We start from the raw sequence: 24,412 nt of genomic DNA, 5'->3' as shown, positions 1-24,412 counted from the left end.
ACAGGTCGGCGGGACAGCGCCCCCCTCTGTCCTGCCGGACATCTCCCCCACTTGGGGGGAGATCGGCCATCGCCGCCGCTTTCGCTAACCTCCGCCGTCTCAGGAGTGAGCCGGGCGTTGAAGCTGCCAATCTCCCTCCTTGTGGGGGAGATGTCCGGCAGGACAGAGGGGGGCGCCGTAGAGCACCGCCCCCCTCACTCCGCCACCGGCGTCCACATCACATCCTCAACGCGCATCGCCCCCGTCGCCAGCATCACCAGCCGGTCGAAGCCGAGTGCGGCGCCACTTGCCTGCGGCATGATGGCGAGTGCGGCGAGGAAATCCTCGTCGATCGGATAGCGTTCGCCATAAATACGCTCCTTCTCGTCCATCTCGAGGATGAAGCGCCGGCGCTGCTCGGCGGCGTCGGTCAGCTCGCCGAACGCGTTGGCCAGTTCGGCGCCGCAGCAATAGAGCTCGAAGCGCTCGGCGGTCCGCGGGTCATCCGCGCTCGGCCGGGCAAGGGCGGCCTCCGAAATCGGATAGCCGTAAAGGATGGTGGCGCGCCCCTGCCCCAGCGCCGGCTCGATCTTTTCCACCATCACCCGGCTGAACAGATCGGCCCAATTGTCGTCGGGCGCGGTGCGTAAGCCCGCCTTGACCAGCGCTGCGTGCAGCGCTTCGCGATCGGTGCTGCCGTCAGCGGCTACCGTGGCCAGCAGGTCGATGCCGGCATGGCGCATGAAGGCCTCGGCGACGCTCAACCGTTCGGGCTCGGCGAACGGATCGGCCTCGCGGCCGCGAAAGGCAAAACGTTTTGCACCGGCGCGCTCGGCGGCCAGCGCGACAAGCCCGGCGCAATCCTCCATCAGGCTCTCATAGGTCTCGTTAGCCCGGTACCATTCGAGCATGGTGAAGGACGGATGGTGCAACGGACCGCGCTCGCGGTTGCGATAGACGGCGCTCAGGCTGAAGATGCGCGTCTCGCCGGCGGCGAGCAGCTTCTTGCAGGCGAATTCCGGCGAGGTGTGCAAATAGAGCGGCAGACGCTGTCCGTCCGGCCCGATCGCCTCGGTGGCGAAGGCCGACAGATGCGCCTCGTTGCCGGGCGAGAATTGCAGCGCCGCCGTCTCGACCTCGACGAAGTCGCGGCGGGCAAACCAGTCGCGCAGGGCGGCGATGATGGCATTGCGCAGGATCAGCCGCGGCCGCCGGTCGGCGTGAACATCGGGCGTCCACCAGGGCGAGGCGGTGGTCATGACGACAGGATTTGCATGGAGGACTGGCGATTGCCGCCAAGATGCGCTAGGCCGCACCGAACGGCTCCCGCAGCCGATTTGCGCCGGTCGGCGCTCCCAGGCCAGTCAACGCTCTTAGGAATAAAGCCCGTGAAGGTCATCGCCAGTTCCCTACGCAAAGGCAATGTCGTCGAAAAGGACGGCAAGCTCTATGTGATCCTCTTTGCCGAAAACATCCATCCGGGCAAGGGCACGCCGGTGACCCAGCTCGACATGCGCCGTATCTCCGACGGGGTGAAGGTTTCGGAGCGCTACCGCACCACAGAGCAGGTCGAGCGCGCCTATGTCGAGGAGCGCGAGCACACCTTCCTCTACCGCGACGCAGAAGGCTTCCATTTCATGAACCCGGAAAGCTACGACCAGGTCGCGGTGCCCGAAAGCGTGGTCGGCGAGATGGCGCCCTATCTCAAGGAAGGCATGGCGGTGCAGATTTCCCAGTACAACGGCATCGCCATCTCGCTGGTGCTGCCGCAGCGCACCACTTTCGAGGTGGTCGAGACCGAGCCGGTGACCAAGGGCCAGACGGCGTCCTCGTCCTACAAGCCGGCAACGCTGTCCAACGGCGTGCGCACGTTGGTGCCGCCGCATATCAGCGCCGGCACCCGCGTGGTGGTGATGACGGCCGATGGCGCTTATGTGGAGCGGGCGAAGGATTGAGGCTGGTGGATCGCTTGCGGGGCGACAGGCCTCGCGTGCTGGAAGCCGGCTGGGCGCGCGGCGGCTAGTAGCGGGAGCAAATCGCGTACACAGCTGCCAGGTAGGTGAGTGCAATCGTGACGTAGGAGACCGCGAGTTCGGCCACGATCGAGGAGATTTGAAGCAGCGTCACCTGAAAACCCTTTGTTAACCGTAACTTGCTAATACGCCTTAATCCTGTCTCTTAACAGTCCCCATAAGTATACGGTGAGCGCTCGCTACGGCGCCTGATCCGCAAAATGCCAAGGTAGAGGCGCAACCCGCGATTCCCCCGTGCCACCATGCCGGCCGGGAAGAGCCTTCTTCACTGGACAGTGCAGCGGGGGATTCAGCCAAGGATGAGACCCGCTACCAGAACCGTAAGGATCATCGACAGCGGAACGGCAAGAAGGCAGCACGCCTCCAAAGTGTTGATTTGCCAAGAGTTCATCGGGTGCTTCCCAGTTGGATTCCTATCTAAACGGGCAAACCGGGACGGCAGTTCCACGGAAAATGCCCGGCGTCATCCACGCCGCTCATCGTGCCGCTCGGCGCCAACCCTCATTCCCGGTCATCCAGCGAGCGCGCGCCAGTGCGTCGCCCAAGCCCGGAATGCCGTTCCGGCTCCTGGTTCGGATCAATGTGCAGAACAGTGTGGGCGACCTCACGCCAATCGGCCCCGTCCGCCGAAGCATCGAGCAGCCGCATGTAAGTCAGCATGCAGTGCTCGTCATACGCGGTCAGCACCGAAGACGTCGGCGCCACGTCTGCGAAATGAGGGTCTAGCGGTGGCTTTGGCATTGCGATCTACCAGCAACGGCGCACCGTAACAGGCCGTCGAGAAGCCCGCGCCCTTCAATTGGAGGACGCTGGCCGATCGAGGCTCGCTGCGCGCCCCGAAAATCAGGATGCGGCTTAGCTACATTCGCTTCTGGGGCTTTAGATGAGCCCATAGCACTGCGGCGGCAAACAAGAGCGCAAAGACAAGCGAGAGATTAAAAATCGGATGGGCGCTGGACACAGCCGCCGTTGCCGCAACAATGCCGACGATCGCTAAGATTGCCCCCAAAACAACGCCCATGAAACGCATTGCCAACCCTCACATCTCTTGGTCAGGTAGGCAGCCTCTGACGGCATGACAAGTTCATAGCGCCCGCCCCGTTTGCCCTCTACCCCCGCGGCCGCCGCATCAGCATCATCCCGTAATGCACCGCCAACAAATCCAGCCCGATCTTGAGCAGTTTAGACACCACATCCCGCGGCTCGCCGGTCTGTTCGGCCAGGCTTTTTACCGTTTCGCCGGCGCAGCAGACTTTTTGCACCACGCCCGACACCTCCCAATGCGAAAGCGCCCTGGTGGCGTCGGCATAGGCGCGGCCGGCGGACAGGATGCGGTCGGCAACGCCGCCGCCGATGCGGCCGCCGTCGACGCGCTCGGTCAGCGCTATCGGCTTGACACCGTCCTGCGCCGAGACGCGAAAATCCTCGCGGTAGCGCATACCCGCCTCGCGCTGCTGGCGCGACAGCGAGGTGATGCCGGTCAGCGGGTCGACATTGCGCACCCGCACAATGCCGCCGGTCGAGGTGTCATTGGAAACCTCATAGATGCGCCTCGCCTCCAGCGTGCCGGTCGCCAGCCGCTTGCGGCCGAAGGCGTCGTCCTTCAGCGCGAAATCATGGCCGACCTCCTTGCGGATGCGCACCTGCTCGGCCTCGCCCTTGGATAGTTTGGCCGGCTTGGCCTTTTGGGCGGTCTTCTTGCTCATCTGTGGCTCCTCGTTTGATTGCTGCCTTCGCAGGATCTGGGTTCCTCGCCCCACGGAGTGGGGAGAGGTGGCTCGGCAAAGCCGAGACGGAGAGGGGCAGTCGCGCCGCACGCTGGCGATTTCGTCGTTGAAGAGCTTAGGTCTTCATCGGTTTGGCCCTTGCAATTCCTCATCCGGCTTTGGCTTTGCGTAGGGCGCCCCCCTCTCCGTCTCGGCTTCGCCGAGCCACCTCTCCCCCGCGCGGCGGGGGCGAGGAACTAGGCCGCCGTGCTTGCGAGAAGAATCTCGACCGATGCCGCTCACGCCGCGTCGGCCAGAGCGGTGCGGCGATGGTCGCAGAAGCGTGCCGCGTGATAGGCGCAGTAGCTTTTCAGCGGCCGCGTGCGCAGGCCGCAGCACAGCATGTCCAGTGCCGGCCGGCTGCCCGGCGCGTCGTTTTCGGGATCTTCCTCCAGCGTCAGATCGAGCGGCGCGCGGCAGCGGTCGAACAGGCAGTCGATGAAGCGCATGGCTGCGACGTCAGGCTGGCGCCCGACGGCGACAACGGGGCGCGACGCCGGCACCTTGAGAGCCTCGCCGTCGGGTCCGTGGATCTCGCGCACGAACTGGCGCTGCGGCAGCCAGACCGGTGGCGCCAGCCTGGCCGACGTGCGGGGGATGCTTTGCAATTTTGTGTCGGCAGGCATGATGTTGATCCGTTTGAAAGGCCGAAGCTCGTCCCTCTCCCGTTCACGGGGAGAAGAAAGATCACCTCCGGCGGCCAAGCTTCGCCCCGGCCGCCTCGCGGGTGGCGCCGGAAACCGCCCTGCCCGTGCGCCGGTCGAAGACGATGACGGTGCCGTCCTCGGTGCGGATGCACGAAAGGCCCACATTGCACGCGCGGAAATTCGTGGCCGGAGCCGTGAGGGGAACGGCTCCGGCCGTTCCGCTCGCCGCCGGTGACGGCAGGGTGACCGGAGCCGAGGCGCTAGCCTCGGGCTTCGTCCCGGCCGGGGAGGAGGACAGCCGGGACGGATGGGAAAACGGGATGGAGCGACGTGGCTTGTGCATGGCCGTATATAAGCATAACTCAAAAACTTATGCAAGCCATTCTTTCATGGACGGAACCGATTCTTATGTTTCAGATGGCGCCATGGCGAAAACCTCATTGTCGATCAAGGTCGGGGCGGCGATCCGCAAGGCGCGCAAGCAGCGCGGCCTGGTGATGCGCCACATTGCCGAGCACAACGACACCGACGTCGCCGCCGTCGGCAATTGGGAAACCGGCCGCAACCTGCCAAAAACCGAGAACCTGCTGAAGACCGCCGCCTTCCTGCGCGTCGACCCGGTGGCGCTCGGCAAGGGCGAGGTCGTCTTCCTCGACGACGCCGACAATGTCGCCGACGCCGAGATCGTCACCGACGCCGCCCCCCTGCCCGCCGGCCCGATGGACATCGAGCTTCTGGGTGCGGCGGTCGGCGGCGACGACGGCGACTTCACCTTCAACGGCGAGGTCGCCGGCTATGTCCAGCGCCCGCCCGGCATCGCCCATTTGCGCAAGGTGTTCGCGCTGCATGTGCTCTCCGACTCGATGGTGCCGCGCTACGAGCCCGGCGAGATGCTCTATTGCGGCGGCCGCGATGCTGTGCCCGGCGACCACGTGGTGATCGAGATGTTTCCCGAGGAAAACGAGCGCAACGGCAAGGCTTTCATCAAAAAACTGGTCAAGCGCACCGCCGCCGAGCTGGTCGTCGAGCAGTACAATCCGCCGAAGACGCTGACCTTCAACCGCTATGCGATCAAGCACGTCTGGCGCGTCATCCCGCTCAAGGAACTGCTGGGGTACTAGGGCGGCGGCGGAGCGCGCGCCCTTCTCCCCTTGTGGGAGAAGGTGGATCGGCGCGCAGCGCCGAGCCGGATGAGGGGTGCTGGACGGAATGAGGGCATCGGCAATCCGTCCGCCTTCACTTCACTTCCCCGCAGCAAAGGCAGGCGTTGGCGATCCGTCCAACACCCCTCATCCGACCGAGCGGAGCCTGTCCTCGGGCTTGCCGGAGGCAAGACCCGTGGGCTCGGCCACCTTCTCCCGCAAGGGGAGAAGGGATCACCCATCAAGCCCGCCTGGATCGCTCCAGGGGAATCTCGCGCTCGCTAAGCATCCGCGCCTCGGCGCGGCGCTGCTGCTGCTCGTCGATGAACGCCGCCTGGATCGAGATCGCCGCGCCCGGCAGCCCGTCGGCGCGGCAGGCGGAGCAGCGAAGGCGCCCCGAAAGCGCCGCCAGCGGCGTCTGCGCGGTCACCCCGAAGCGCTTGAGCTCAGCCGGCTTCCACCATCTGTTGCGGCCGCAATCGATGCACTCGACCGCGATCGAGACGACCTCGGCGATCGTCGCTTCCTTGCCCGGCAATGCCATCGTCCCTAGTGCCTCAGTTCCTGTTTTGTTCACATCATTAGGGGTTTTTCCCGAAGAGTCGAGTCAGTTCTGCCCAACCCGTGCAAAAGTTTAACTTGCGCATATTTTTGAGTTATGCTTGTATCACATACCGATGGATAGTTAGCGCCGCGGACGATCGGATAGGCGGCAAGGCCGGGCATCCGTCGCGGCCGCCGCAAGCCAAGGAAACGAGGATGGACGCCCTCTCCGCTCAATTCGCCCGCGATTGCGGCTATACTGGCGACAGCCCGGCCATGCTGGCGGCCTTCGCCGCCATCCGCCACGACGGCATAGGCAAGGCCCGCCAGGGCCATGACCAGCGCAAAGCGATGGTCGACCGGCTGAAGCATGGCGAGGCGCTGTTCCTGGCGGCGGTCCGCCCGGCGCAGTCGGCCGAGGAGGCGCTCGAGGACGCCGCCCGCTTCATTGTGCTGTTCCGCAACATGCCGCGCTGGCGCCAGGAAAGGCGCGGCGCCGATCTCGCCCGCGCCAGGCAGCAGCGGCTCCTGGCGCGCTTCTTCCGCCGCTACGGCCACCGCCTCTGGCCACGGCAGGCCGCGTAAGCTGGAGGTCGGCGAGACCCCGCGAACGGCAACTACGGCGCGGACCGCGTTGGCGGAATATATTCGCTATCCGGCACCGGCAGCCGCCCGTCCGTCTTGACCGTCGCAGCCCACATCCGGAAATCGACAATGGCCATGCAATCTATTTTGGCCTGACCGAAATACGGAGCCCCATACGAGCATTCCGCGTTAGTTATCTTGGTAATGAATTCAGGCTCGCTGCCGACTGGGCCGAAGGCAACACCATCGATGTCGAGAATGGTTTTGTAGCCTTGCCGCAGCCGGGCCGTCGCTTCCTTCGTGCGAAAGACCAGCCAGTTCTCACCGTCGGAAAACCTGAAAGTAATTGTCCCGTCGGAGAATTTCGCCCGCGTGACCTCACCAGTGCAAACGAGCTTCTCGTTCCGGGCGACAAGGCGCTTGCACTCGCCTTCGACTGTCCAAGTGCCGGCCTGCCCGTCTTTCGGTTTCAGCGATGCACCGGCTGCCGCCGTTGCAGGGATCCCCACTACAATGACCGCTGTCAGCACGACGCTGGCGATGACGGAACTATTGACCAAGGCAACCCCATTTGGCGAAAATGCCCGCAGTCTTCTATGCCTCTTCTTTAGAATCTCGCTCGGAAGCTGTTAGATTTTGAACCGAGTGCGGCCAGAGGTACGTTGGCGCTGCCCCTCATCCGCCTGCCGGCACCTTCTCCCCGTATAGTGACGGGGCGAAGGGGCTGGCCTTAGCGTCGGCACCCTTTTCTGCAACGCTGGAGATGGCGAAATCCTTGGGCGAAGTGTCCCTTCTCCCCGTCTCTAGACGGGGAGAGGTGCCCGGCGGGCGATGAGGGGCAGCGCAAACCTGAAGCGATTACCCTCCAAGCTCCTTGACAATCCATCCGCAATGTTCTCTTTATGTTCCAGGTGAGACCACCCTCAAGACAATGCGGCGGCGTTCGAACCGCCGCGGGCGAACGGGCCGGATGGAAGCCAACATTCTCCACGCGGATCTGGACGCCTTCTATGCCTCGGTCGAACAGTTGCTCGACCCCGCCCTGCGCGGCAAACCGATCGCCGTCGGCGGCGGTGTGGTGCTGGCCGCGTCCTACGAGGCCAAGGCCTTTGGCGTGCGTGGCGGCATGCCGGGGCGGCGCGCCCGGGAACTCTGCCCCGGGCTGATTTTCGTCGGCGGCCATTTCAAGGATTACCAGCGGCTCGGCGACGCGGCTATTCAAGTGCTCGGCGATTTCACGCCTGTGGTCGAGCGGATTTCCATCGACGAGGCCTTTGCCGACGTCGCCGGCTGCACCCACCTGTTCGGTCCGCCGGCCGAGATCGCCACAACCATCCGCCGTCGCGTGCGGGCCGAGCTCGGTCTGCCGATCTCGGTCGGCGTGGCGCGCACCAAGCACCTGGCCAAGATCGCCTCACAGGTGGCCAAGCCCGACGGGCTTGTGGTCGTCGATCCACGCCACGAGCTGGAGTTCCTGCACGATCTGCCGGTCGAGCTGATGTGGGGCGTCGGTCCGGTCACCAGGGAGCGGCTGGCCGGCATCGGCGTCAACACCATCGGCGAGCTGGCGAAAACGCCGGGCTCGTCACTGGAGCGGCTGCTCGGCCCGGCGGCGGGCGAAAAGCTCAACGCACTGGCCTGGAACCGCGATCCGCGCAAGCTCGAGACACAGCGCCGGGCGCGATCGGCCGGCGCGCAATCGGCGCTCGGCAGGAAGCCGGCCGAGGCAAAGATCTTCGTGCCGGCGCTGCTGCATCTGGCCGACAGAGTCGCCACCAGGCTGCGGGCTAAATCCCGGCCGGGGCGCACCGTGACGGTTCGCGTCCGCTTTGCCGATCTGCGCTCGGTGACGCGCTCGATCACGCTCGACCAGCCGATTTCGGCAACCGCGATGCTGGCCGAGATCGCCGAGGCGCTGGTGCGCAAGGTGCTTGTCGATCATCCGCACGAAAAGACCATCTCGCTGCTGGCGATCGCCGTTTCGCATCTGGAGAAGCAATCGGTCCTGCAGCTGGAACTGCCGCTCGGCCTCGACGACGACCGCCGCCGCCCCGGCACCAGGAAGGGTGCGGCGCGCTGGACGGCCGACCGCGCCATCGACAAGATCCGCGACCGTTTCGGCTGGGAGGCGGTCGGCTATGCCTCGGTCGCGCTCGGCCAGTGGCGGTCGGTCCCCGACGCGTTTCGCGAGCTGGCCGAAAAGGAATTGTGAGCCGGCTTGGCCAGTGCAAGGAAGTAGAGAAATTGGCCCCTACTGCCCTACTGCCCTACTGCCCTTCTGCCCTTCTGCCCTACTGCCCTACTGCCCTACTGCCCTACCCAAGCGAAGCCAGGGGCGACACGGCCGGTCCGTTCAAAGCCGTGCCATCGATAGCAAAATGCGAGCGGTGGCAGGGGCAGTCCCAGCAGCGCTCGAGGGAGTTCCAGTGGACATGGCAGCCGATATGCGTGCATGCGGCCGAACACTTGTAGAGCGTACCGTCGTCATCGCGAAACGCAGCGATTTTGGTGAGCCCTTCGCGAACGATGGCACCTTCTCCCGGTTGCAGCTTGTCGACGGAATCGATTTCGCCGGGCGCGATATATTCGGCAAAACTCTTGATCGCTGTTGCATTCTCCGACAGATAATCGCCGATCGCGCCTGCCGTCTTGCGAGACGGCTCGTAAAGTTCGCGCCAGGGGCTTTCCCCCTTCAGAATCAGGTCGGAAATCAACAGGCCGGCCACGACGCCATGGGTGATGCCCTGGCCGGAATCTCCGGTCGCCACAAAGACGCGGCGGTCGCCAGGATTACGGCCGATGAACCCCGCATAATCGACGGTCTCCATCACCTGCCCGGACCATCGCCTGGTTTCCACGCCGACATCGGGCACCAGCCTTTTGGTCCAGGCCGCCAGGGCCGCGAAGCGATCACCGGCATCATCGGCCTGTCCTGTTTTGTGGTCTTCACCACCGACGATCAGGAAGTCGGTCCGACCCTCGCCAGGCTGACGCCGAACGTAGTGATAAGGGTCTTCAGTATCCCAATACAGCGCATCCGGTATGATATCGCGCGCGATCTCGAGCGACATCGCGTAGGTCCGATAGGGGGCTTGCTTGGTATGGAGCGCGACCCGATCGTTGATCGGCGAATTGGTGGCGACAACGGCCGATTTGGCAGACACGGTTAAGCCCGAAACCGTGGTTACGCGCACGCCGCCGTCAGTCTCCTCGACTTTTTCGACGATGGTATCGGCATAAAGCACGCCGCCGCGTGCGCGGATGCCTGCGGCCAGCCCGCGGAGATATTTGAGCGGGTGGAAGGTCGCCTGATTGGCGTATCGAAGGGCCTGTGCGTCCGAAAAGCCTGCAAACGGCACGCCCCTGGTCTTCTCGACGTCGATCCCGATTTTCAGAGCGGCGTCCAGCTCGCGCTCGGTATCGGATTCCTGCCTGCCGGAAGCCGGGAAGAGAAAGCCGTCGAGGCGCCGGAAATCGCACGCGATACTCTCCGTCTCCTGGATTGATTGGATGCGGTCGATAGCGGCCGATTGGCTTTGATAAAAAATCCGCGCCAGGTCCTCACCGCGCAATTTGATCAGTTCCGAGAAATAGTCGTCGCAGACGGATGACAGGTGTGCGGTGGTGCGAGCCGTCATGCCGCTTCCAATCCGGCCGCGATCGAGGACAGCCACCTTTTGCCCGGCGACGGCCAGTTCGTAGGCGACCGACAGTCCGGCAATTCCAGACCCGAGGACCACGACATCGACCTGTTCGCCCTTCCCGAGCGGCACCGCATCGGGCGCTACTTCGGTCGCCGCCCGGAGGGATACGGTCCTTTCGTCGCTGACATTCATCGGCGGAACCTACCATCCACGAATTCGATAAACGGACGCGAGGATTCAAAGTTCCTCCAGGCCTTTGAATGCCGACATAGGCGGCCCTGGTCGTCAGACCAAAAGCGTTGCGCCGCCCCAGGCGATCAGGATGGTGCCGGCCGCCCGGCCAACCCACCGGCCGGCAGGAAACGCCTTTTCAACCAGCACCAGAATGGCGAGCCCGGCAACCCACACCAGGTTCATTATGCCCCCCACGAACAACAACGCCATCAGCATCCAGCAGCATCCGACACAAAACGCCCCGTGCAGTGCGCCCAAACGCAGCGCGCCAACTGCGTGGGGACGCCAGTGTCGGGCAAGGAACGCGGTCGGTGCCCGGCAATGCGACAGGCAGGCGTTCTTGAGCGGCGAGAGCTGATAGAGGCCCGCGGCGATCAGGACGATGGCTGAAAGCCAGCGGCTTTGCGAACTCATCATCGTCGCGGAAACGAAGGCTTCGCGATCGAGCAGCCAATGCAGCGCGGTCGCCGCGACGGAGAACCCCAGCCAGACCAGGAGGTAGCCTGCCATAAATACGCCGGTCGGCGCGAGCTTGTCCTGGATCTGGCCCTGTGCGAGCGCATGGCGATGCACGCGCGCATAGAGCAGGATAGTCGGCGCCGCACTCGGGGACATCATGGCGATCATCATGACCCACCACATCGCGATCATCAGCGCCCAGTTCGCGGCCCCCCAGACCCGCGGTTCCGTCGCCGCGGCCATCGCGCTCATGTCCATGCCGGGCATGTCCATGCCGGACATATCCATGCCGGGCATATCGGAGGTCACGCCGGCAGTTTGCTGATGGGGGAAGAGCGCGAGCCTCGTCATCTCCCACGCATTCATGCCGAGCCCTGCACCGGCGACGATATAAAGCCAGGCCAGCAGGCACAGCGCCACCACGCCCGCGATCGTGATGACGCCGTCGCGTCTGAGCAGGCGTTCCAGTGGCGACGCGCCGTCCATGCGAGGCGTCAGGCTCGCACCACCCCGTGATTGTTGAGATGCAGCCGCGCGAACTGGCCGTAACTGTCCTTCATGTTCACCTGAACCGGCCCGCTGGTTGTGCTCGAAGCGCTGCCGATCTCGGCGACCGCATATTCGAAGCCGTTCGGCAACACGATCTGAGCCCGCGAGTCCGCGCCCGTCACCTTGTTGCGGATCGGTTCGCCGACCGTTTCGATGTAGTCCTTGACGAAGATGCGGCCCCTGCGGCCGTCGATATCGAGGTCGAGATCGATCTTGGTGAAAACCGGCTCATTCATTTTTGTCACGGTTGAGGCGTAGACGGCGAACATCGTCGCGAACGGGTCGGTGTCCTGGCCGGTCATGATGCGCAGCAGCGCGTTACGCTGCCGGTCGGTTGCCTTCTCGTCGACGAAGGCGATGGCTTCGCCATTGCCTTCGTGGATCGCGCCGGGCCATTTGAAGATCGCGGCGATCCGCAGGCCATCGAGGGCGTCTCGCCATGATGACCCTCATCGATCTGAATGCCGGCCACCGCATGGCAATGGCCCTTGTCGGGCAGCGCATTGAATTGACAGTTGCAGCCATATTCGCAGGTGCAATTGACGAGTTCACGTCCCTTGATTTCCCAAGACGTCATGCTGTCCTCCCTGATCTCGAAATATTAGACCATCATCATACACCTGCGCCGGCCGCACCGCCATTCGTCGCGCCAAGAGACGGCAGGCCAAGGCGGTTTCTCGCCGAAAATTGGGTGAACATCTGCCCTGGAGATGGCGAGGCCGACATCGGAACAGCAGAGATGGGGGGCGGAACGGGCCTTTCCGACCGCACCCGCGAAGGTCCGGAAATGACCCAAAAGCGGTCGTTTCCTATAGCGATCCGAGCGGAAATCGGTCTCGAATGCTGCAATCATCATCATGCCCGTCCAGGTTGTGGACACTTCCTTCTCAAAGGCGCACTCTTAGCGTGCGAAACGCGAGCTAGTGTTTCGTCCAATGCTTCACATGCTTGACTTGCGTCGGTGATTGCCTGACCTATCCGGATACTTCCGGCTGGGCAGACCTCACATTGTGTCGCCTATCCGTGATCAGGCTACGGCCTAAGGCACGTTGCAGCCCGTTCCGGATCAACTGGGAGGTAAACAACATGCCTGATTTTCAGCGCAGAGAACTTCTTGTTCAAGGAAGCGCGGCTCTTGCCGCAATTGCTGCTCTCTATACCTCGCGTCGGGCTTACGCTTTTCCAAAACGGCCGAGCGAGGAAGTTATTCCATGGCTGGATCAGCCGACCGAAAATCCCGATCCGGTAGGTATCCAGAAGCAGCTTGTCTGGGAGGATTTGGATAGCTGGATAACTCCAAACGACAAGTTCTTCAGCATCTCGCATTTCAACCGGCCAACGATCGACGAGAAGACATGGTCGATGGAGATCGGAGGCCTGGTCAAGAAGCCCTTAAAATTAACGCTCGCCGACATCAGGGCGCGACCGCGGCAGGAGGTCGTTTTCACAGTGGAATGCTCGGGCAACCACGGGTTTCCCTTTTTCACCGGCGGCATCGGCAATGCCCGCTGGGCTGGGACGCCGCTCGCCCCGATCCTCGAGGAAGCCGGCGTTCTGGAGAAAGGCATCGAGGTAGTCTTTTTCGGTACTGACAATGGCGAGGTCGCAATACGCGACGTCAAGATGCAGCAGAACTTCGCTCGCAGCATGTCGCTCGCCGACGCGATGAACCCCGACAATCTGCTCTGCTATGAAATGAACGGAGCCGCCTTGCCGGCGGCCAATGGTTTTCCGCTGCGGCTGATTGCTCCAGGCTGGTACGGGATCGCTAACGTCAAGTGGCTGGAGCGCATCGAGGTTCGCGACACCCGCTTCATGAGCCTTCTGATGGCCCGTGACTATGTCACCATCCGGGAGGAAGAGCACAACGGCGAGACCGTGTGGACCGAGACTTCAGTCGGGCGAGCGCTGATAAAGTCGGCGCCTGCGAAGGTCACCCGGAAAGACTCAAACTACCGCGTCATTGGGGCAGCTTGGGGGGCGCCGATCGACCGGGTCGAAGTGCAAATCGATCAAGCGCCATGGGCCTCAGCGGTCATTGACCGCAGTGAGGAGGCCGAACACGCCTGGAAGATTTGGTCCCTGGATTGGGCAAATCCCTCTCCAGGAGAACACACGGTGACCTCGCGCGCGGTCAGCACCACGGGACAAGTTCAACCGGCAATGGACGATTCCTTGATTGCCAAGAAACACACATACTGGGAAAGCAATGGCCAGGTGACGCGCCGCGTGCGTGTCGACTAGAGCATTTTGCAGCCAAATGGAATTATTTGCGTCCGCATAAATGCGGCAAAACAGATAGTTAGAGCGACCGGTTCCAAGAGAACCGGAACCGCTCTAAGAACTTGCTGCCATGTGGCAATTGCGTTTGGATCACCCAGGAGGAGGCTGCCTGATCCGAAAGCTTGCGGAGAGGGCTGGCGCGCCCCTTCGCAAGCTCAATCAAAAGGGCGGCGGCGGGCACACCGCCGGGCGACTTTGACCACGGCTTCGATTCCCTTCTTCTTCGACACCAATTACGACGCGCTTCTGCTGCCGAGCTGCAGCGGCGAAAACCGGCGGCCAAATATCCGCCGCCGGCGAATACGTTGCCGGACGCCTGGCCGAAACCTACGCGCACACCACCACGCCCTGAGACTGCGCGTGGCGAGCATTGAAGCCGTTGCTCTACGTCGCCCCCTTGCCGGACATCTCCCCACTTGATCGGATATCGCCATCGCGTTCGCCAGTCTCCAACGCTGGATTAAAAAACGCTGCCGGTGGAGCTGCCAATCTCCCTCCTTGTGCAGGGCTGTCCGGGGAAAGTTATTCATATATGAAGGCCATCTGATTGGGAGAGGCTCGGTCTTTTGGTCGGCTTTGATTGACCGGTGGCGGCTTGTGGATGGTGTGCATTTTCCGCCGCCCGAACAAGTATTGAGCGACCAGTTCTGTGAACCTCAAGATTGGAATAGGGACGCGGCGGGTGCGCGCGACAATGCGCAGCAGCGCATAGGCGATCATTGCGGCAAAGAGTTGCAGGCGAATGGCATTGCCGTTGTTGCCGAGGAACTTGCGGATCTTGAGGTGCTGCTTGATCCATCGGAACAGAAGCTCGATTTGCCAGCGGCCTTTGTAGAGCCGTCCAATCTCGATGGCGGAGCGCTCCAGATCGTTGGTCAAAAGCGTGATGGTGTCGCCCTCTTCGCGCTGAACGCGCAGGCGACGCAGGCGCATCGGCAGCTTGCAAACGCCCTTGCTGACCAGGCTTACCTCACTGTCTTCCACAACCAGGAAGCCGTCGCCCTGCGGCTCGGCTATAGGGCGATCGCACACCAGCGCCAGCCCCATGTTGGCCTTGGGCCGCGTCACGAAGATCGATCCGGCTTCGGCGATCGCCGTCCACCAGCCATAATGGCAGTAGCCCTTGTCGAACACGTAGGTCGCTCCAGCTTCGATCGTGATCTGGCGGCCGACCTGGGCGTCGTTGACGTTGGCGTCGGTGATGTCGAGGACGCGCGGACAGTCGGCCTTCGGGTCATAGACGACATGCACCTTCATGCCGCGGATGCGCCCGTTCGACTTGGCCCAATCGCACAGTTTGCCGAGCGGAATGGGGGTCGAGTCGATCAGCCGCAGCATTTCTGTGCCCTCGCGCCGCGTCTGCCGGTCAAGCAGACCCGCCACCAGACCGAACGCCTCGGCAAAGATGGCGACCGGACGCCGTCTGTTGGCGTCCGACAAGGTCGAACGCATCAAGGGACCGCTGCCCAGGTGATAATGATGCTGGCTGTTGGCGTTCCAGCCGGCTTCCAGGCCACGCAAGCCGCTGCTGCCGCAGAACTGGGCATAGATCAGCGCCACCAGATGATCCCAGCTTCTGAACGATTTGTCGTACGCATCCCCGTCGTGGCGATCCACAATTGCTTGGAATTGACGCCGATCGATGGGTTCAAGAAGCTGCCCGAAGATGCTAGGTGCAAAGCGCATGCCCCGTTCCTTTTCTGAGTCTCGACAACCAGAGAGAAGACGGACAAAACCCGTTTTACGGGGCATGCACATGTGGCATTTCGATTCACTCAAAACTTTCCCCGGACAGCCCTGCTCCTTGTGGGGGAGATGTCCGGCAGGACAGAGTGGGGCGCCGTCCCGCAGCCTTCGCAACAAAAAAATTCCGATTTTCGAACTGACCGAAAAGGAACCGAAAGGGAATTGTGAGCCGGCTTGGCCGGGCGGTGCAATGCCGAAGCCCACTTTGCGCCAGAAGCGGACGCTTTGCTGCAAAGCTCTCAACGTCTCGATTGGGCCGGTGAACGAACCCGCTGCGCGGGATGGGCGCGCGCGGTGAGGTAGAGGTCACGATCCGGTTGCCGCGCCCGCATTGAGCGTCGTTCGGCGGCGGCAGAGCATCACAGGCTTCTTCAACAAGGAGCCTGACCATGCCCCATCCTGTTCTCGATGCACAGATCAGCCCGCTGCGCCAACGGTTGATTGACGACATGACCATGCGCCGGTTCAGCCAGGAGACGCAGCGCAACTACGTCCGCGATGTCGGGCGGTTCGCAAGCTCCCTTGGCCGATCGCCGGACACGGCGACAGCGGATGACTTGCGCCGGTTCCAGGTCGGGCAGCAGGATGACGGCGTTCCCGTGCCGACCATGAACAGCATTGTGTCGGCGCTGCGCTTCTTCTTCACCCACACGCTCGACCGCCCGGACCTGGCGCGCAGGCTGGTTCGCCTGTCGCATCCGCGCAAGCTGCCCGTGGTCCTGAGCCGCGACGAGGTTGCCCGTCTCCTCAACGCCACCACCTGCCTCAAGCACCAGGCCGCGCTGTCGGTCGCCTATGGCGCGGGCTTGCGCGTCGCGGAGGTGTCGACGCTGAAGGTCACCGACGTCGACAGCGAGCGCATGCTGCTGCGCATCGAGCGTGGCAAGGGCGGGCGGTACCGCAATGCCATGCTGTCGGCCGACCTGCTCGCGCTGCTGCGCCAGTGGTGGAAGGTCGGGCGGCAACAGGGTGTGATGCATCGCGACGGCTGGCTGTTCCCGGGGCAGCACGCGATGAAGCCGATCAGCACGCGGCAGCTCCATCGCATCGTCGTCGAGGCTGCACAGGCCGCCGACATCGCCAAGCGTGTCGGGCCGCACACGCTGCGTCACAGCTTCGCCACCCACCTGCTGGAGGACGGCACCGACATCCGGGTCATCCAGGTCCTGCTCGGGCACGCCAAGCTCGACAACACGGCCCTCTACGCCAAGGTCGCGACCCGGACGGTACGCTCCGTAACCAGTCCGCTCGACAAGCTTGGCCTGTTCAAGCCGGGAGAGATCTCGCCCGACGGCTGAGCGTGCACGCCTCGATCGAGGTCGCCGACATCTTCCGTGCTGCCGGGCCTGCCTACCGGGTCGCCCATGCAGGGCAGCTCAGCCTACAGCAGCTCAAGGTCATGTCGGCAATCGAACTCTGCCGCACCGCAGCGCTCGGCGGCCACGTCGAGGCCTGCGCGGACTGTGGCCAACGGCGGATCGCGTACAACAGCTGCCGCAACCGGCACTGTCCGAAGTGCCAGGGCTCGGCCGCGAGGACATGGCTTGCCGAGCGGGAGGCCGACCTGCTGCCGGTCGGATACTTCCACGTCGTGTTCACGCTGCCGGCCGAGGTCGCCGAGATCGCCTTCCACAACAAGGCGCTGGTCTACGACCTGCTGTTCAAGGCGGCATCGGAGACGATGCTGACGATCGCGGCCGATCCCAGGCATCTCGGCGCACGCATCGGCATCACCGCCGTGCTCCACACATGGGGATCGGCGATGACCCACCATCCCCACGTGCACATGATCGTGCCGGGCGGCGGCATCGCGCCGGACGGGAGCCGCTGGATATCGTCGCGGCCGGCCTTCCTGCTCCCGGTCAGGGTACTCGGCAAGTTGTTTCGCCGCCTGTTCCTCACCCGGCTGATCGCCCTCCACGACGCCGGCCAGCTCGCCTTCTTCGGCACCCTTGCTCGTCTCGTCGAGCGGCAGGCCTTCCTGCGGCACCTGTCGCCGATCCGGAACAAGCGCTGCCGAGTAGGTGGGGGCGTTACTGCCCCCACCCCTCACAGACCCGGACGTGCAGTTTTCCCGCATCCGGTTCCTCATGGTAGAGTTTCGCTCACGGTGGCAAACGAATGAAGAATCCTGGCTGGCGGCAGCGGATGGCGTTTCAGGATTTCGTTAAGGCGGTTCCATCGGAACACGCTTTGACGATCTCGCCGAGATAGCCATTTCCGCCATATCCTCACGACCTGGTGGGCGAACCATCGCAATCGCCGAGCATTTCCCCCGACGCCATAGTAGGCGAAGTGGCCCCGCATCATGGACGAGAGATGGCGATGCTGATCGCGGATCGACCAGTTCCGGTGTTTCCGGCACCAGTAACTTACCGCAGCCAGCGCACGAGCAAAACGGCCCTTGGCCGTGACTTGCATCACCATGTCCTTGCCTCTGCGCGACCGTCCCCACACGTGGGTCAGGCCGAGAAAGTCGAACTTGGTGCCATCCGTCTCCGGATGCCGTGTGCTCTCCGTCCTTCGCGGGCGAAAGTCGACGAGACGCGTCTTGTCGGGATGGAGCGTAAGCCCGAACCGTCCAAGACGTTTGTCCAGCACTGCCAGGACACGCTGGGCGTCGACGATGTTGTCGAACGCCATGAGCGCATCGTCAGCGTAGCGGGCAATGGTACAGCCCCCACGGAGCCGCGGCCGCACCTCGGTCTCGAACCATTCGTCCAGCACGTGGTGCAGGAAGATGTTCGAGAGGCAGGGCGAGACCACGCCTCCTTGCGGGGATCCTTCGGCCGTTCGGTGCAGAAGACCGTCTTCGACGGCTCCTGCGTTCAGCCATTTATCGATCATCCGTCGGATGACGCCGTCCGTGACTCGCTGGTCGAGGAACGCCCGGAGGTGAGAGTGCGGAATCGAGTCGAAGTATTTCTGTATGTCGAGATCGATCACCCAATAGAGCCGCTTTGCCCACAGCACGTTCTGCATATTGCGGAGCGCCTGATGGGCCGAGCGGCCCGGTCGGAACCCATATGAGCAGGGGTAGAAATCCTCCTCATAGACGGTCTCCAGCACCATCATAATGGCGCGTTGCGCCACCTTGTCCTCGAAGGTCGGAATGCCGAGCATCCTTTGCGACCCATCCGCCTTGGGTATATAGGCCCGCCGGACCGGCGGCGCACGATATCGGCCGGACTTGATGCGCTCCAGGAGGTCCAGAAGTCTGGTCTCCAGGTTCACCTCATAGTCCGCCGCCGTGACGCCGTCGATGCCAGGGGCACCATCCTTGCGGGTCAGCCGGTAGGCCTCCTTCATCCAGTCCAGATCGATGACATGGTGGAGCGAGCACAGCGCCACACCCCGTTTCGTCCTCGCCAGTTCGGCTATCCGTTGTCGGTTCGTAGACAGGTTTGTGGGGTTCAGAGCCCCCTCCCATGTTTCAGGTCAACGGTTCTCTACACATGACGCCTCCCTTCGCTCCGTCGGGTCCCGGTGAGCCCAGTTCCCCGTCTTCACTGCTACTATGAAGGCGCTACGACTTCCCGCTCACGCATACCTGCTCCCTTATAGTTTCGGTAACAGGCCCCACATGCGCCTCCCATGTTCGTGCTCGCCGAGGCGCTCCCGATGAGCGTGGAGGACGCTCATCGAGCCTGGACCCATGGTCAACCGGCGGTCCCTGTTCCGGCGTACTTCGCTTGTGGACGTAAGCGGGATCTCACAGGTTCCCTGGCGATCCATCCCATGCCTTTGCCTTGCTCCAAGACCCCGGCCGAGCCGCCAGAACCTCGCCCTTGGCGGTTCCGACGATGCTGCCCCCGGGCTACCCACGCCGAAGGCCTCCGCATGCACATAATCTCGAGGCTGACACATGGCTTCAGCATCCGCTGTCTACGCTTCACGAGCGATGTTGCCGCCGCCCATGCAAGACTCGCTTCCGGCTGGCGTGCTGCGCCTTTGCCGGGAGGGGGTCGAACCCTCTGGATCGCTTCGAAAGGTTTCAGGATCTACATTCCATTCTCCTTTCCAGGGCTTAGCCTGTCGCAAGGGTGGTCTACGCCAAGGCGCCCTTCGCCGGGCCGGAAGCGGTGCTCGCCTATCTGTCGCGCTACACGCACCGGGTCGCCATCTCGAACCGACGCATCATCCGCCTCGACGAGAGCGACGTCACCTTCCGCTACAAGGACTATCGCCGCCCTGACGCCGACCGCCAGCAGGTCATGACGCTCGCGACCGACGAGTTCATCCGCCGATTCCTGCTCCATGTCCTGCCGCGTGGCTTCCATCGCATCCGCCATTACGGCTTGCTCGCCAGCTCCGCCCGCAAGGCCAGCCTCGCACTCGCGCGCGAACTGCTCGCGGCCGCGCCTCCCGCCACGAACGATCCATCGGCCGAACCGGACGACTTCCGCCCGCCGTGCCCATGCTGCGGCGGACGCATGATCGTCATCGAGGTGTTCGAACGGTGGAGGCAGCCGCGCGGACCGCCCTACGCAAGGACACCGGGCCGGGAGAACGCCCCATGACCCGGCATGGCTTGATGCAGCCTTCAGGCGCAGGCACTCAGCCTCCGGCAACGAACCCACGCGCGTCCATGGTGATCATCGGCGTCGACAGGGCTGCGTCCGACCGCGTGCCGAGCCGACGATGCCGCACGGCCGGAAGACAAGGCGGTCCGTGTGCATCAATCCCGCCGCTTCCCGGCGGCGGTCGCGCCATCCCCGTCACCAGCCGAAAATCGAAATCTCCATAGCCATCGCCGTGGCCCGCGGGTTCCTTCCTCGGGGACTTTCGTACGCCTGCCGGCGCCCGAAACTCTTCACGTTGGACTTTCGTACGCCTGCCGGCGCCCGAAACTCTTCACGTTGGACACCGGGCCGGGAGAACGCCCCATGACCCGGCATGGCTTGATGCAGCCTTCAGGCGCAGGCACTCAGCCTCCGGCAACGAACCCACGCGCGTCCATGGTGATCATCGGCGTCGACAGGGCTGCGTCCGACCGCGTGCCGAGCCGACGATGCCGCACGGCCGGAAGACAAGGCGGTCCGTGTGCATCAATCCCGCCGCTTCCCGGCGGCGGTCGCGCCATCCCCGTCACCAGCCGAAAATCGAAATCTCCATAGCCATCGCCGTGGCCCGCGGGTTCCTTCCTCGGGGACTTTCGTACGCCTGCCGGCGCCCGAAACTCTTCACGTTAGCGGACTGGCAGCTCCTGGCATCCGAAGAGCGACAGCAGACATTCGACCAGGTGGGATTGAAGTCTCCAACTGACCCATCGGAGACCTTCATTCTGCTCGTTGCGAATGGCAGCAATGCGCCCACTGTCAGCCGTAAAAGATCAGTTTGCGACTTCCTGAAAGCAGACGTTCGGCTGAGGCGGCATGATGTCCGGGTTTGACCCGATGCGGACCTTTCGGGACCTACTTTCCCTCCAGAAACCCGACATTCGGTCCAGCCAGCGCTCATGACCGAAAGACGACTGACGTCTACCGCGAGGTGGACGGCAGCTTTGCGCCTATCTCAGTCGTTCCACCCGAGGGCAGAGGCAACCGAAAGCGGACGCGCTGTTCAGAAATCTACCTCATGGTTACGGCAAAACGAACCACAAGAGCCCATCGACTAGACCGGTCGAACGGCTTCAGCCCAAGACATTCCAAACCAGACGGCCGAGTCCTGCTCCTTGCTCCAATCAATCAGGGCGTCGAGCGTCGCAGTGACGGATTGGCGGGGCAATCCGATAGCGACGATATCGTCGATCGCTTCATCGATGATGCTCGCAATGTTCCGGACAACTGCCTCAAAGTCAGGCTCGCCGGCGCATCCGCCAAAAAAGACAAATGTGATACGTCGTGGACGCAAGTCGGCCTGATGCAACAATTGAACAAGGCGACGTCCGATGATTGGATCATTGCCGTGTCGGTCGTAGGTTCGCTGATAGGCATGCCATAGTGAGGCAAATCCCGGTGGCTCGGGCCAGAGCCGAAGCCCATCATAGTCGTCATCTGACAATATCACCCGTCCGCCCGGTCGCACTGCGCCGGCCATGTTGCGAACAAGCAGCAACGGGTCAGGTAGGTGCTCGAGAACGAACCGCGCATGAGCAACGTCGAACTGTCCAAGCTCGTTGTCGGTAAGAAGTGGAGCAAGCACGTCACCCTGCCTCATCTCCAGAAATGCCAAATCCCCATCGGCGTCGGCCTGTCGTAGCGCCTCCGCTATCTGCTCCGGGCTTCGCTCCAAAGCCAAGACCGGAACACCGGTGGCCCGCGCCATCATTCTCGAAAACTGCCCTAACCCAGCACCGAAATCGACGACCCGCTCGCCAACAACCAGCTGTGCAGCGTCGAGACATCGTTGATTAAGACGCTTGTTTAAAGCCGTCAGCCGTTGCTGCTCGGCTTCACTTGATCCATGCGTATAATGCGATGACGACATTCACTGCCCCCAGATCGAATGACCATATCAGCTTCGCATAAGGTCGGACGGCGTCAAGATCAGCGGCTGTGAATTGAACCGTGCCGACCCCCGCGCCGGCACATCAATTACCGCTTTGCGCCTAATGTCGGCCGTTGAGGTGATCTTTGCTGTTGCCCGATAGCAGACGTTGCCGGCGACCACCCTGGACATCGTAGTCGCGTCATGAGCGGCCATTCCCTTTTCGATCGCAAACGACCGGAGTCGACCCGTTGCAGACTTCGACAGTGTGTGTGCTGAACGGGTTGTCGTTAGCGGCAGACCGTCGCCACCGATCTTATGGCGGCAAACCTGCTTCCCTTAGCAAGCGGCCAAGCTCCCGAGCCTTCTCAGGATCGCGGTAACACTCGCGGCTGGTGAAGTTGGAGGCCGTTAGAGCTGCCTCGCTGCCGACAGCTTCCCTGACCATCCGGCCGGCTTCGTCGGATCGATCGAGCGCCACGAGCGCGGCCGCCCGATAGAGGCGCGATCGAGTGGTCTGAAACGTGAGTTTGCGGAGGGATTCAATAGCCTCGGCATAGCGGCCCAGCGCATAAAGAGCCACACCCCGTTCCTCGACGCACCACACAGGAAGGAACGGGTCGAGCATCTCGGCTTCGTCGAGCAAGGACAATGAACGCTCTGCTTCGCCCACACAGGTAAAGACCGCGGCGCATCTTGCCTTGATGTAGGCATCCGTCGGGTTCAATTCCATTGCTCTGCGGCTGTGCGCCAGGGCCTCGTCGAAGTTGCCACCCATAAGTTCAAACGCGCCCATGATCCGGTTTGCCTCGGCATCGCAGGGGTCAAGCTCGAGCGCGCGGCAAATGTCCCGTCGACCTTGCTCGGGGTCGAAACCCGGCAGCCCTGACGCTGCGCAGACCCTCCACGCATAGGCGGCCGCGTAGTGCGGATCGGCCTCGATCGCCTTTGAAAGCCAGCCGACGGCCTGGCGAGCATTGTCGTCGGTGACGCCGCCCAGGCGGTGATGATCGAGCCCGCGCAAGAGGCAGTCGAAGGCGGTCATGTTTTCTGGCGGCTTTCGGCGCGCCGCCACCATGGCTGCGTCCTCCATCCGTCCGGATACCGTCGCGGCGATCCTCGCGACGGTTCCATCAACCAAAGCGAGAATTTCCTCGAACGGACGCTGGATCTTGTCGCTCCAGACCACCGTCCCCTGGTCGGTTTCCGACAGCGTGAGGCTGATCGAAACCCGCTCTCCGATCTTGCGCACCTGTCCCTCAAGCACATATCGAACGCCCAGAGCCTCGCCGACCCTCACCGGATCCGGGTGGGAGTCCGCAACCGCGAAGCTCGCACTCCGCGAACTGACCGAAAGACGCCGAAACCGCCCCAGTTCGACAATAAGCTCCTCGGTGAGGCCCTCAGCGAGATAGCGCTGGTTCTCGTCGTCGCCCGAAACCCGGAAAGGGAGCACCGCGACCGATGCCGGCCGCCGTTCCGTCGTGATGACCAGTTGCGTCGGCGCCGACTGCAGCCGATGCGCTCCGATCTCGCCGCGGACCCGATAGAGGTGCACCGATTCCGTAATGTTCTTGAACGCCCGCTCGCCCATATCGTCGAATATGAACGCAGAATTGCGGCGGACATGATCGAAGAGCGCACCGCTCACATAGATCGAGTCTGGTTCGGCTGCCGCCTGTATGCGCGCCGCGAGGTTGACGCCGTCTCCGACCAGATCATCGCCCTGCACCACGACATCCGCGATATGGAGACCGAACCGCATCCTCAAAGGTTCGGTGTCGGGCTCTTGCGCGCCTGCAAGCGCGCTGCGGATCTCGAATGCACTGCGCACGGCGTTTACGGCGCTCGGAAATTCGGCGAGGGCCCCGTCACCCGTCGTCTTGAAAACCCGGCCGTCGAGCAGATCGACCTTTTCCGAAATGAGGGCCTGACAGCTAGCCAAGCGTTCCGCGGTTTGCTCCTCGGCTCGCTCCATCATTCCGGAATAGCCGACGATATCGCCTACCATCAGGGCGGCCATTCTGCGCTTCATGGGCGAAGCTCCTTCAGGGGGCGACCAATCATCACCCCAGCAGGCGGTGCCGTCGTCGCGGACGCGGCGGTCTGGGAGTGTAGCGCATTGCAAAGCCGGCCGCATCGGGAAACGCGCCCTGCGAACGTCTCGAGGAGATCGCCAAACCTTTAAACGCTGAGACGATGGGCGTTTGTGTGAAGCCCGGGTTCGCACCCTTTTCGCGACCTTCAGGTGGAATGAGGCGATGACCGGAATGGGTCAGTTCACGTCGATGCACGCAGCCCGACTGAGGGTCCGCTTCTGACATTCCGAGCCTCTAAGCCGCAAGTCCGCCAACGGCCCCAAGGCTGACTGTC

Annotated in this window: 19 protein-coding genes and 3 pseudogenes; 8 read left to right on the top strand and 14 right to left on the bottom strand. The window is 63.1% G+C overall.

The genetic code is table 11. From position 1 onward, the window contains the following. Nucleotides 1-194: 194 nt before the first annotated feature. Nucleotides 195-1,238, bottom strand: coding sequence for an EF-P lysine aminoacylase EpmA (gene epmA / locus IHQ72_RS15440; protein WP_258123196.1), 1,044 nt, complete (start codon nt 1,236-1,238; stop codon nt 195-197). Nucleotides 1,239-1,367: 129 nt separating this feature from the next. On the opposite strand from epmA, the gene efp reads away from it, so the two are divergent. Next, nucleotides 1,368-1,934: an elongation factor P gene (gene efp / locus IHQ72_RS15435; protein ID WP_258123195.1), complete on the top strand. Its 567-nt coding sequence runs from the start codon at nt 1,368-1,370 to the stop codon at nt 1,932-1,934. Between the two features lie 579 nt (nt 1,935-2,513). On the opposite strand, the gene IHQ72_RS15430 is transcribed toward efp, so the two are convergent. The 4 genes from IHQ72_RS15430 to IHQ72_RS15415 form a co-directional block, all read right to left on the bottom strand. Next, complete coding sequence (locus tag IHQ72_RS15430; RefSeq protein WP_309508873.1) at nt 2,514-2,753, bottom strand: hypothetical protein; 240 nt, start codon at nt 2,751-2,753, stop codon at nt 2,514-2,516. 368 nt (nt 2,754-3,121) lie between these two features. Continuing rightward, a complete protein-coding gene (locus IHQ72_RS15425; protein ID WP_258123194.1) occupies nt 3,122-3,718 on the bottom strand; it encodes a DUF6456 domain-containing protein in 597 nt (198 codons plus the stop codon). A 299-nt stretch (nt 3,719-4,017) separates the two neighbouring features. After that, nucleotides 4,018-4,404 carry a hypothetical protein gene (locus tag IHQ72_RS15420; RefSeq protein WP_258123193.1) on the bottom strand — a complete coding sequence of 129 codons (387 nt, stop codon included), beginning with the start codon at nt 4,402-4,404 and terminating at the stop codon, nt 4,018-4,020. Nucleotides 4,405-4,465: 61 nt separating this feature from the next. Further along, nucleotides 4,466-4,588 (bottom strand): hypothetical protein, encoded by a 123-nt coding sequence (locus IHQ72_RS15415; RefSeq protein WP_258123192.1) that lies wholly within the window; start codon nt 4,586-4,588, stop codon nt 4,466-4,468. Between the two features lie 262 nt (nt 4,589-4,850). Between IHQ72_RS15415 and IHQ72_RS15410 the strand changes: the two genes are divergently transcribed. Continuing rightward, nucleotides 4,851-5,546, top strand: coding sequence for an XRE family transcriptional regulator (locus IHQ72_RS15410; RefSeq protein ID WP_077382554.1), 696 nt, complete (start codon nt 4,851-4,853; stop codon nt 5,544-5,546). 262 nt (nt 5,547-5,808) lie between these two features. Here the strand turns inward: IHQ72_RS15410 and IHQ72_RS15405 are convergent, their stop codons facing one another. Continuing rightward, nucleotides 5,809-6,111 carry a hypothetical protein gene (locus IHQ72_RS15405; RefSeq protein WP_309508972.1) on the bottom strand — a complete coding sequence of 101 codons (303 nt, stop codon included), beginning with the start codon at nt 6,109-6,111 and terminating at the stop codon, nt 5,809-5,811. Between the two features lie 215 nt (nt 6,112-6,326). Between IHQ72_RS15405 and IHQ72_RS15400 the strand changes: the two genes are divergently transcribed. Further along, nucleotides 6,327-6,695, top strand: coding sequence for a hypothetical protein (locus IHQ72_RS15400; RefSeq protein WP_258123189.1), 369 nt, complete (start codon nt 6,327-6,329; stop codon nt 6,693-6,695). 32 nt (nt 6,696-6,727) lie between these two features. Here IHQ72_RS15400 and IHQ72_RS15395 read toward each other — a convergent pair whose 3' ends face one another. Next, nucleotides 6,728-7,255, bottom strand: a complete 528-nt coding sequence (locus IHQ72_RS15395; protein ID WP_258123188.1) for a hypothetical protein — start codon at nt 7,253-7,255, stop codon at nt 6,728-6,730. A 410-nt stretch (nt 7,256-7,665) separates the two neighbouring features. Here IHQ72_RS15395 and dinB point away from each other — a divergent pair, with 410 nt between their 5' ends. Next, entirely contained in the window at nt 7,666-8,907 is a 1,242-nt protein-coding gene (dinB, locus tag IHQ72_RS15390; RefSeq protein WP_258123187.1) for a DNA polymerase IV, read from the top strand. Nucleotides 8,908-9,010: 103 nt separating this feature from the next. On the opposite strand, the gene IHQ72_RS15385 is transcribed toward dinB, so the two are convergent. From IHQ72_RS15385 to IHQ72_RS15375, 3 genes and pseudogenes are all read right to left on the bottom strand, one after another. Then, a complete protein-coding gene (locus IHQ72_RS15385) occupies nt 9,011-10,531 on the bottom strand; it encodes an FAD-dependent oxidoreductase (protein WP_258123186.1) in 1,521 nt (506 codons plus the stop codon). A gap of 93 nt (nt 10,532-10,624) precedes the next feature. Further along, complete coding sequence (locus IHQ72_RS15380) at nt 10,625-11,518, bottom strand: DUF2182 domain-containing protein (RefSeq protein ID WP_258123185.1); 894 nt, start codon at nt 11,516-11,518, stop codon at nt 10,625-10,627. An 8-nt stretch (nt 11,519-11,526) separates the two neighbouring features. Further along, nucleotides 11,527-12,143: pseudogene (locus IHQ72_RS15375) on the bottom strand (DUF1326 domain-containing protein). 524 nt (nt 12,144-12,667) lie between these two features. Here IHQ72_RS15375 and IHQ72_RS15370 point away from each other — a divergent pair. Then, on the top strand, nt 12,668-13,825 hold the full coding sequence (locus tag IHQ72_RS15370; RefSeq protein WP_258123184.1) for a sulfite oxidase: 1,158 nt from the start codon (nt 12,668-12,670) through the stop codon (nt 13,823-13,825). A 561-nt stretch (nt 13,826-14,386) separates the two neighbouring features. Here the strand turns inward: IHQ72_RS15370 and IHQ72_RS15365 are convergent. Continuing rightward, nucleotides 14,387-15,550 (bottom strand): IS4 family transposase, encoded by a 1,164-nt coding sequence (locus IHQ72_RS15365; protein WP_258117380.1) that lies wholly within the window; start codon nt 15,548-15,550, stop codon nt 14,387-14,389. A gap of 449 nt (nt 15,551-15,999) precedes the next feature. Here IHQ72_RS15365 and IHQ72_RS15360 point away from each other — a divergent pair, with 449 nt between their 5' ends. Together IHQ72_RS15360 and IHQ72_RS15355 are read left to right on the top strand one after the other, a co-directional pair. Next, nucleotides 16,000-16,908 (top strand): tyrosine-type recombinase/integrase, encoded by a 909-nt coding sequence (locus IHQ72_RS15360; RefSeq protein ID WP_258117986.1) that lies wholly within the window; start codon nt 16,000-16,002, stop codon nt 16,906-16,908. Between the two features lie 2 nt (nt 16,909-16,910). Further along, nucleotides 16,911-17,615, top strand: a pseudogene (locus IHQ72_RS15355) (IS91 family transposase); the annotation flags it as partial. Nucleotides 17,616-17,698: 83 nt separating this feature from the next. On the opposite strand, the gene ltrA reads toward IHQ72_RS15355, so the two are convergent. Then, nucleotides 17,699-18,961, bottom strand: coding sequence for a group II intron reverse transcriptase/maturase (ltrA, locus tag IHQ72_RS15350; protein WP_258120451.1), 1,263 nt, complete (start codon nt 18,959-18,961; stop codon nt 17,699-17,701). A gap of 692 nt (nt 18,962-19,653) precedes the next feature. Between ltrA and IHQ72_RS15345 the strand changes: the two are divergent. Beyond that, nucleotides 19,654-20,130 (top strand): annotated as a pseudogene (locus IHQ72_RS15345) (IS91 family transposase); the annotation flags it as partial. A 1,093-nt stretch (nt 20,131-21,223) separates the two neighbouring features. On the opposite strand, the gene IHQ72_RS15340 reads toward IHQ72_RS15345, so the two are convergent. Both IHQ72_RS15340 and IHQ72_RS15335 read right to left on the bottom strand, forming a co-directional pair. Continuing rightward, complete coding sequence (locus IHQ72_RS15340) at nt 21,224-22,039, bottom strand: class I SAM-dependent methyltransferase (RefSeq protein ID WP_084646999.1); 816 nt, start codon at nt 22,037-22,039, stop codon at nt 21,224-21,226. Nucleotides 22,040-22,355: 316 nt separating this feature from the next. Continuing rightward, the gene (locus IHQ72_RS15335; protein WP_258123183.1) at nt 22,356-24,074 is read right to left on the bottom strand and encodes an adenylate/guanylate cyclase domain-containing protein; all 1,719 of its coding nucleotides are present in this window, start codon (nt 24,072-24,074) and stop codon (nt 22,356-22,358) included. Nucleotides 24,075-24,412: the final 338 nt, after the last annotated feature.

This window comes from Mesorhizobium onobrychidis (assembly GCF_024707545.1).
Lineage (GTDB): Bacteria > Pseudomonadota > Alphaproteobacteria > Rhizobiales > Rhizobiaceae > Mesorhizobium > Mesorhizobium onobrychidis.
The sequence above is the reverse complement of the archived record's forward strand: the minus strand, read 5'-3'. Positions and strand labels throughout refer to the sequence as shown.

Excerpts from the sequence above, each read along its gene's own strand:
- IHQ72_RS15370 (WP_258123184.1), top strand. The coding sequence starts at position 12,668 with ATGCCTGATTTTCAGCGCAGAGAACTTCTTGTTCAAGGAAGCGCGGCT.
- IHQ72_RS15340 (WP_084646999.1), bottom strand. The coding sequence starts at position 22,039 with ATGTCGTCATCGCATTATACGCATGGATCAAGTGAAGCCGAGCAGCAA.
- IHQ72_RS15420 (WP_258123193.1), bottom strand. The coding sequence starts at position 4,404 with ATGCCTGCCGACACAAAATTGCAAAGCATCCCCCGCACGTCGGCCAGG.
- IHQ72_RS15400 (WP_258123189.1), top strand. The coding sequence starts at position 6,327 with ATGGACGCCCTCTCCGCTCAATTCGCCCGCGATTGCGGCTATACTGGC.
- IHQ72_RS15380 (WP_258123185.1), bottom strand. The coding sequence starts at position 11,518 with ATGGACGGCGCGTCGCCACTGGAACGCCTGCTCAGACGCGACGGCGTC.
- dinB (WP_258123187.1), top strand. The coding sequence starts at position 7,666 with ATGGAAGCCAACATTCTCCACGCGGATCTGGACGCCTTCTATGCCTCG.
- IHQ72_RS15365 (WP_258117380.1), bottom strand. The coding sequence starts at position 15,550 with ATGCGCTTTGCACCTAGCATCTTCGGGCAGCTTCTTGAACCCATCGAT.
- IHQ72_RS15360 (WP_258117986.1), top strand. The coding sequence starts at position 16,000 with ATGCCCCATCCTGTTCTCGATGCACAGATCAGCCCGCTGCGCCAACGG.
- IHQ72_RS15410 (WP_077382554.1), top strand. The coding sequence starts at position 4,851 with ATGGCGAAAACCTCATTGTCGATCAAGGTCGGGGCGGCGATCCGCAAG.
- epmA (WP_258123196.1), bottom strand. The coding sequence starts at position 1,238 with ATGACCACCGCCTCGCCCTGGTGGACGCCCGATGTTCACGCCGACCGG.
- IHQ72_RS15425 (WP_258123194.1), bottom strand. The coding sequence starts at position 3,718 with ATGAGCAAGAAGACCGCCCAAAAGGCCAAGCCGGCCAAACTATCCAAG.
- IHQ72_RS15335 (WP_258123183.1), bottom strand. The coding sequence starts at position 24,074 with ATGAAGCGCAGAATGGCCGCCCTGATGGTAGGCGATATCGTCGGCTAT.
- IHQ72_RS15430 (WP_309508873.1), bottom strand. The coding sequence starts at position 2,753 with ATGCCAAAGCCACCGCTAGACCCTCATTTCGCAGACGTGGCGCCGACG.
- IHQ72_RS15405 (WP_309508972.1), bottom strand. The coding sequence starts at position 6,111 with ATGGCATTGCCGGGCAAGGAAGCGACGATCGCCGAGGTCGTCTCGATC.
- IHQ72_RS15385 (WP_258123186.1), bottom strand. The coding sequence starts at position 10,531 with ATGAATGTCAGCGACGAAAGGACCGTATCCCTCCGGGCGGCGACCGAA.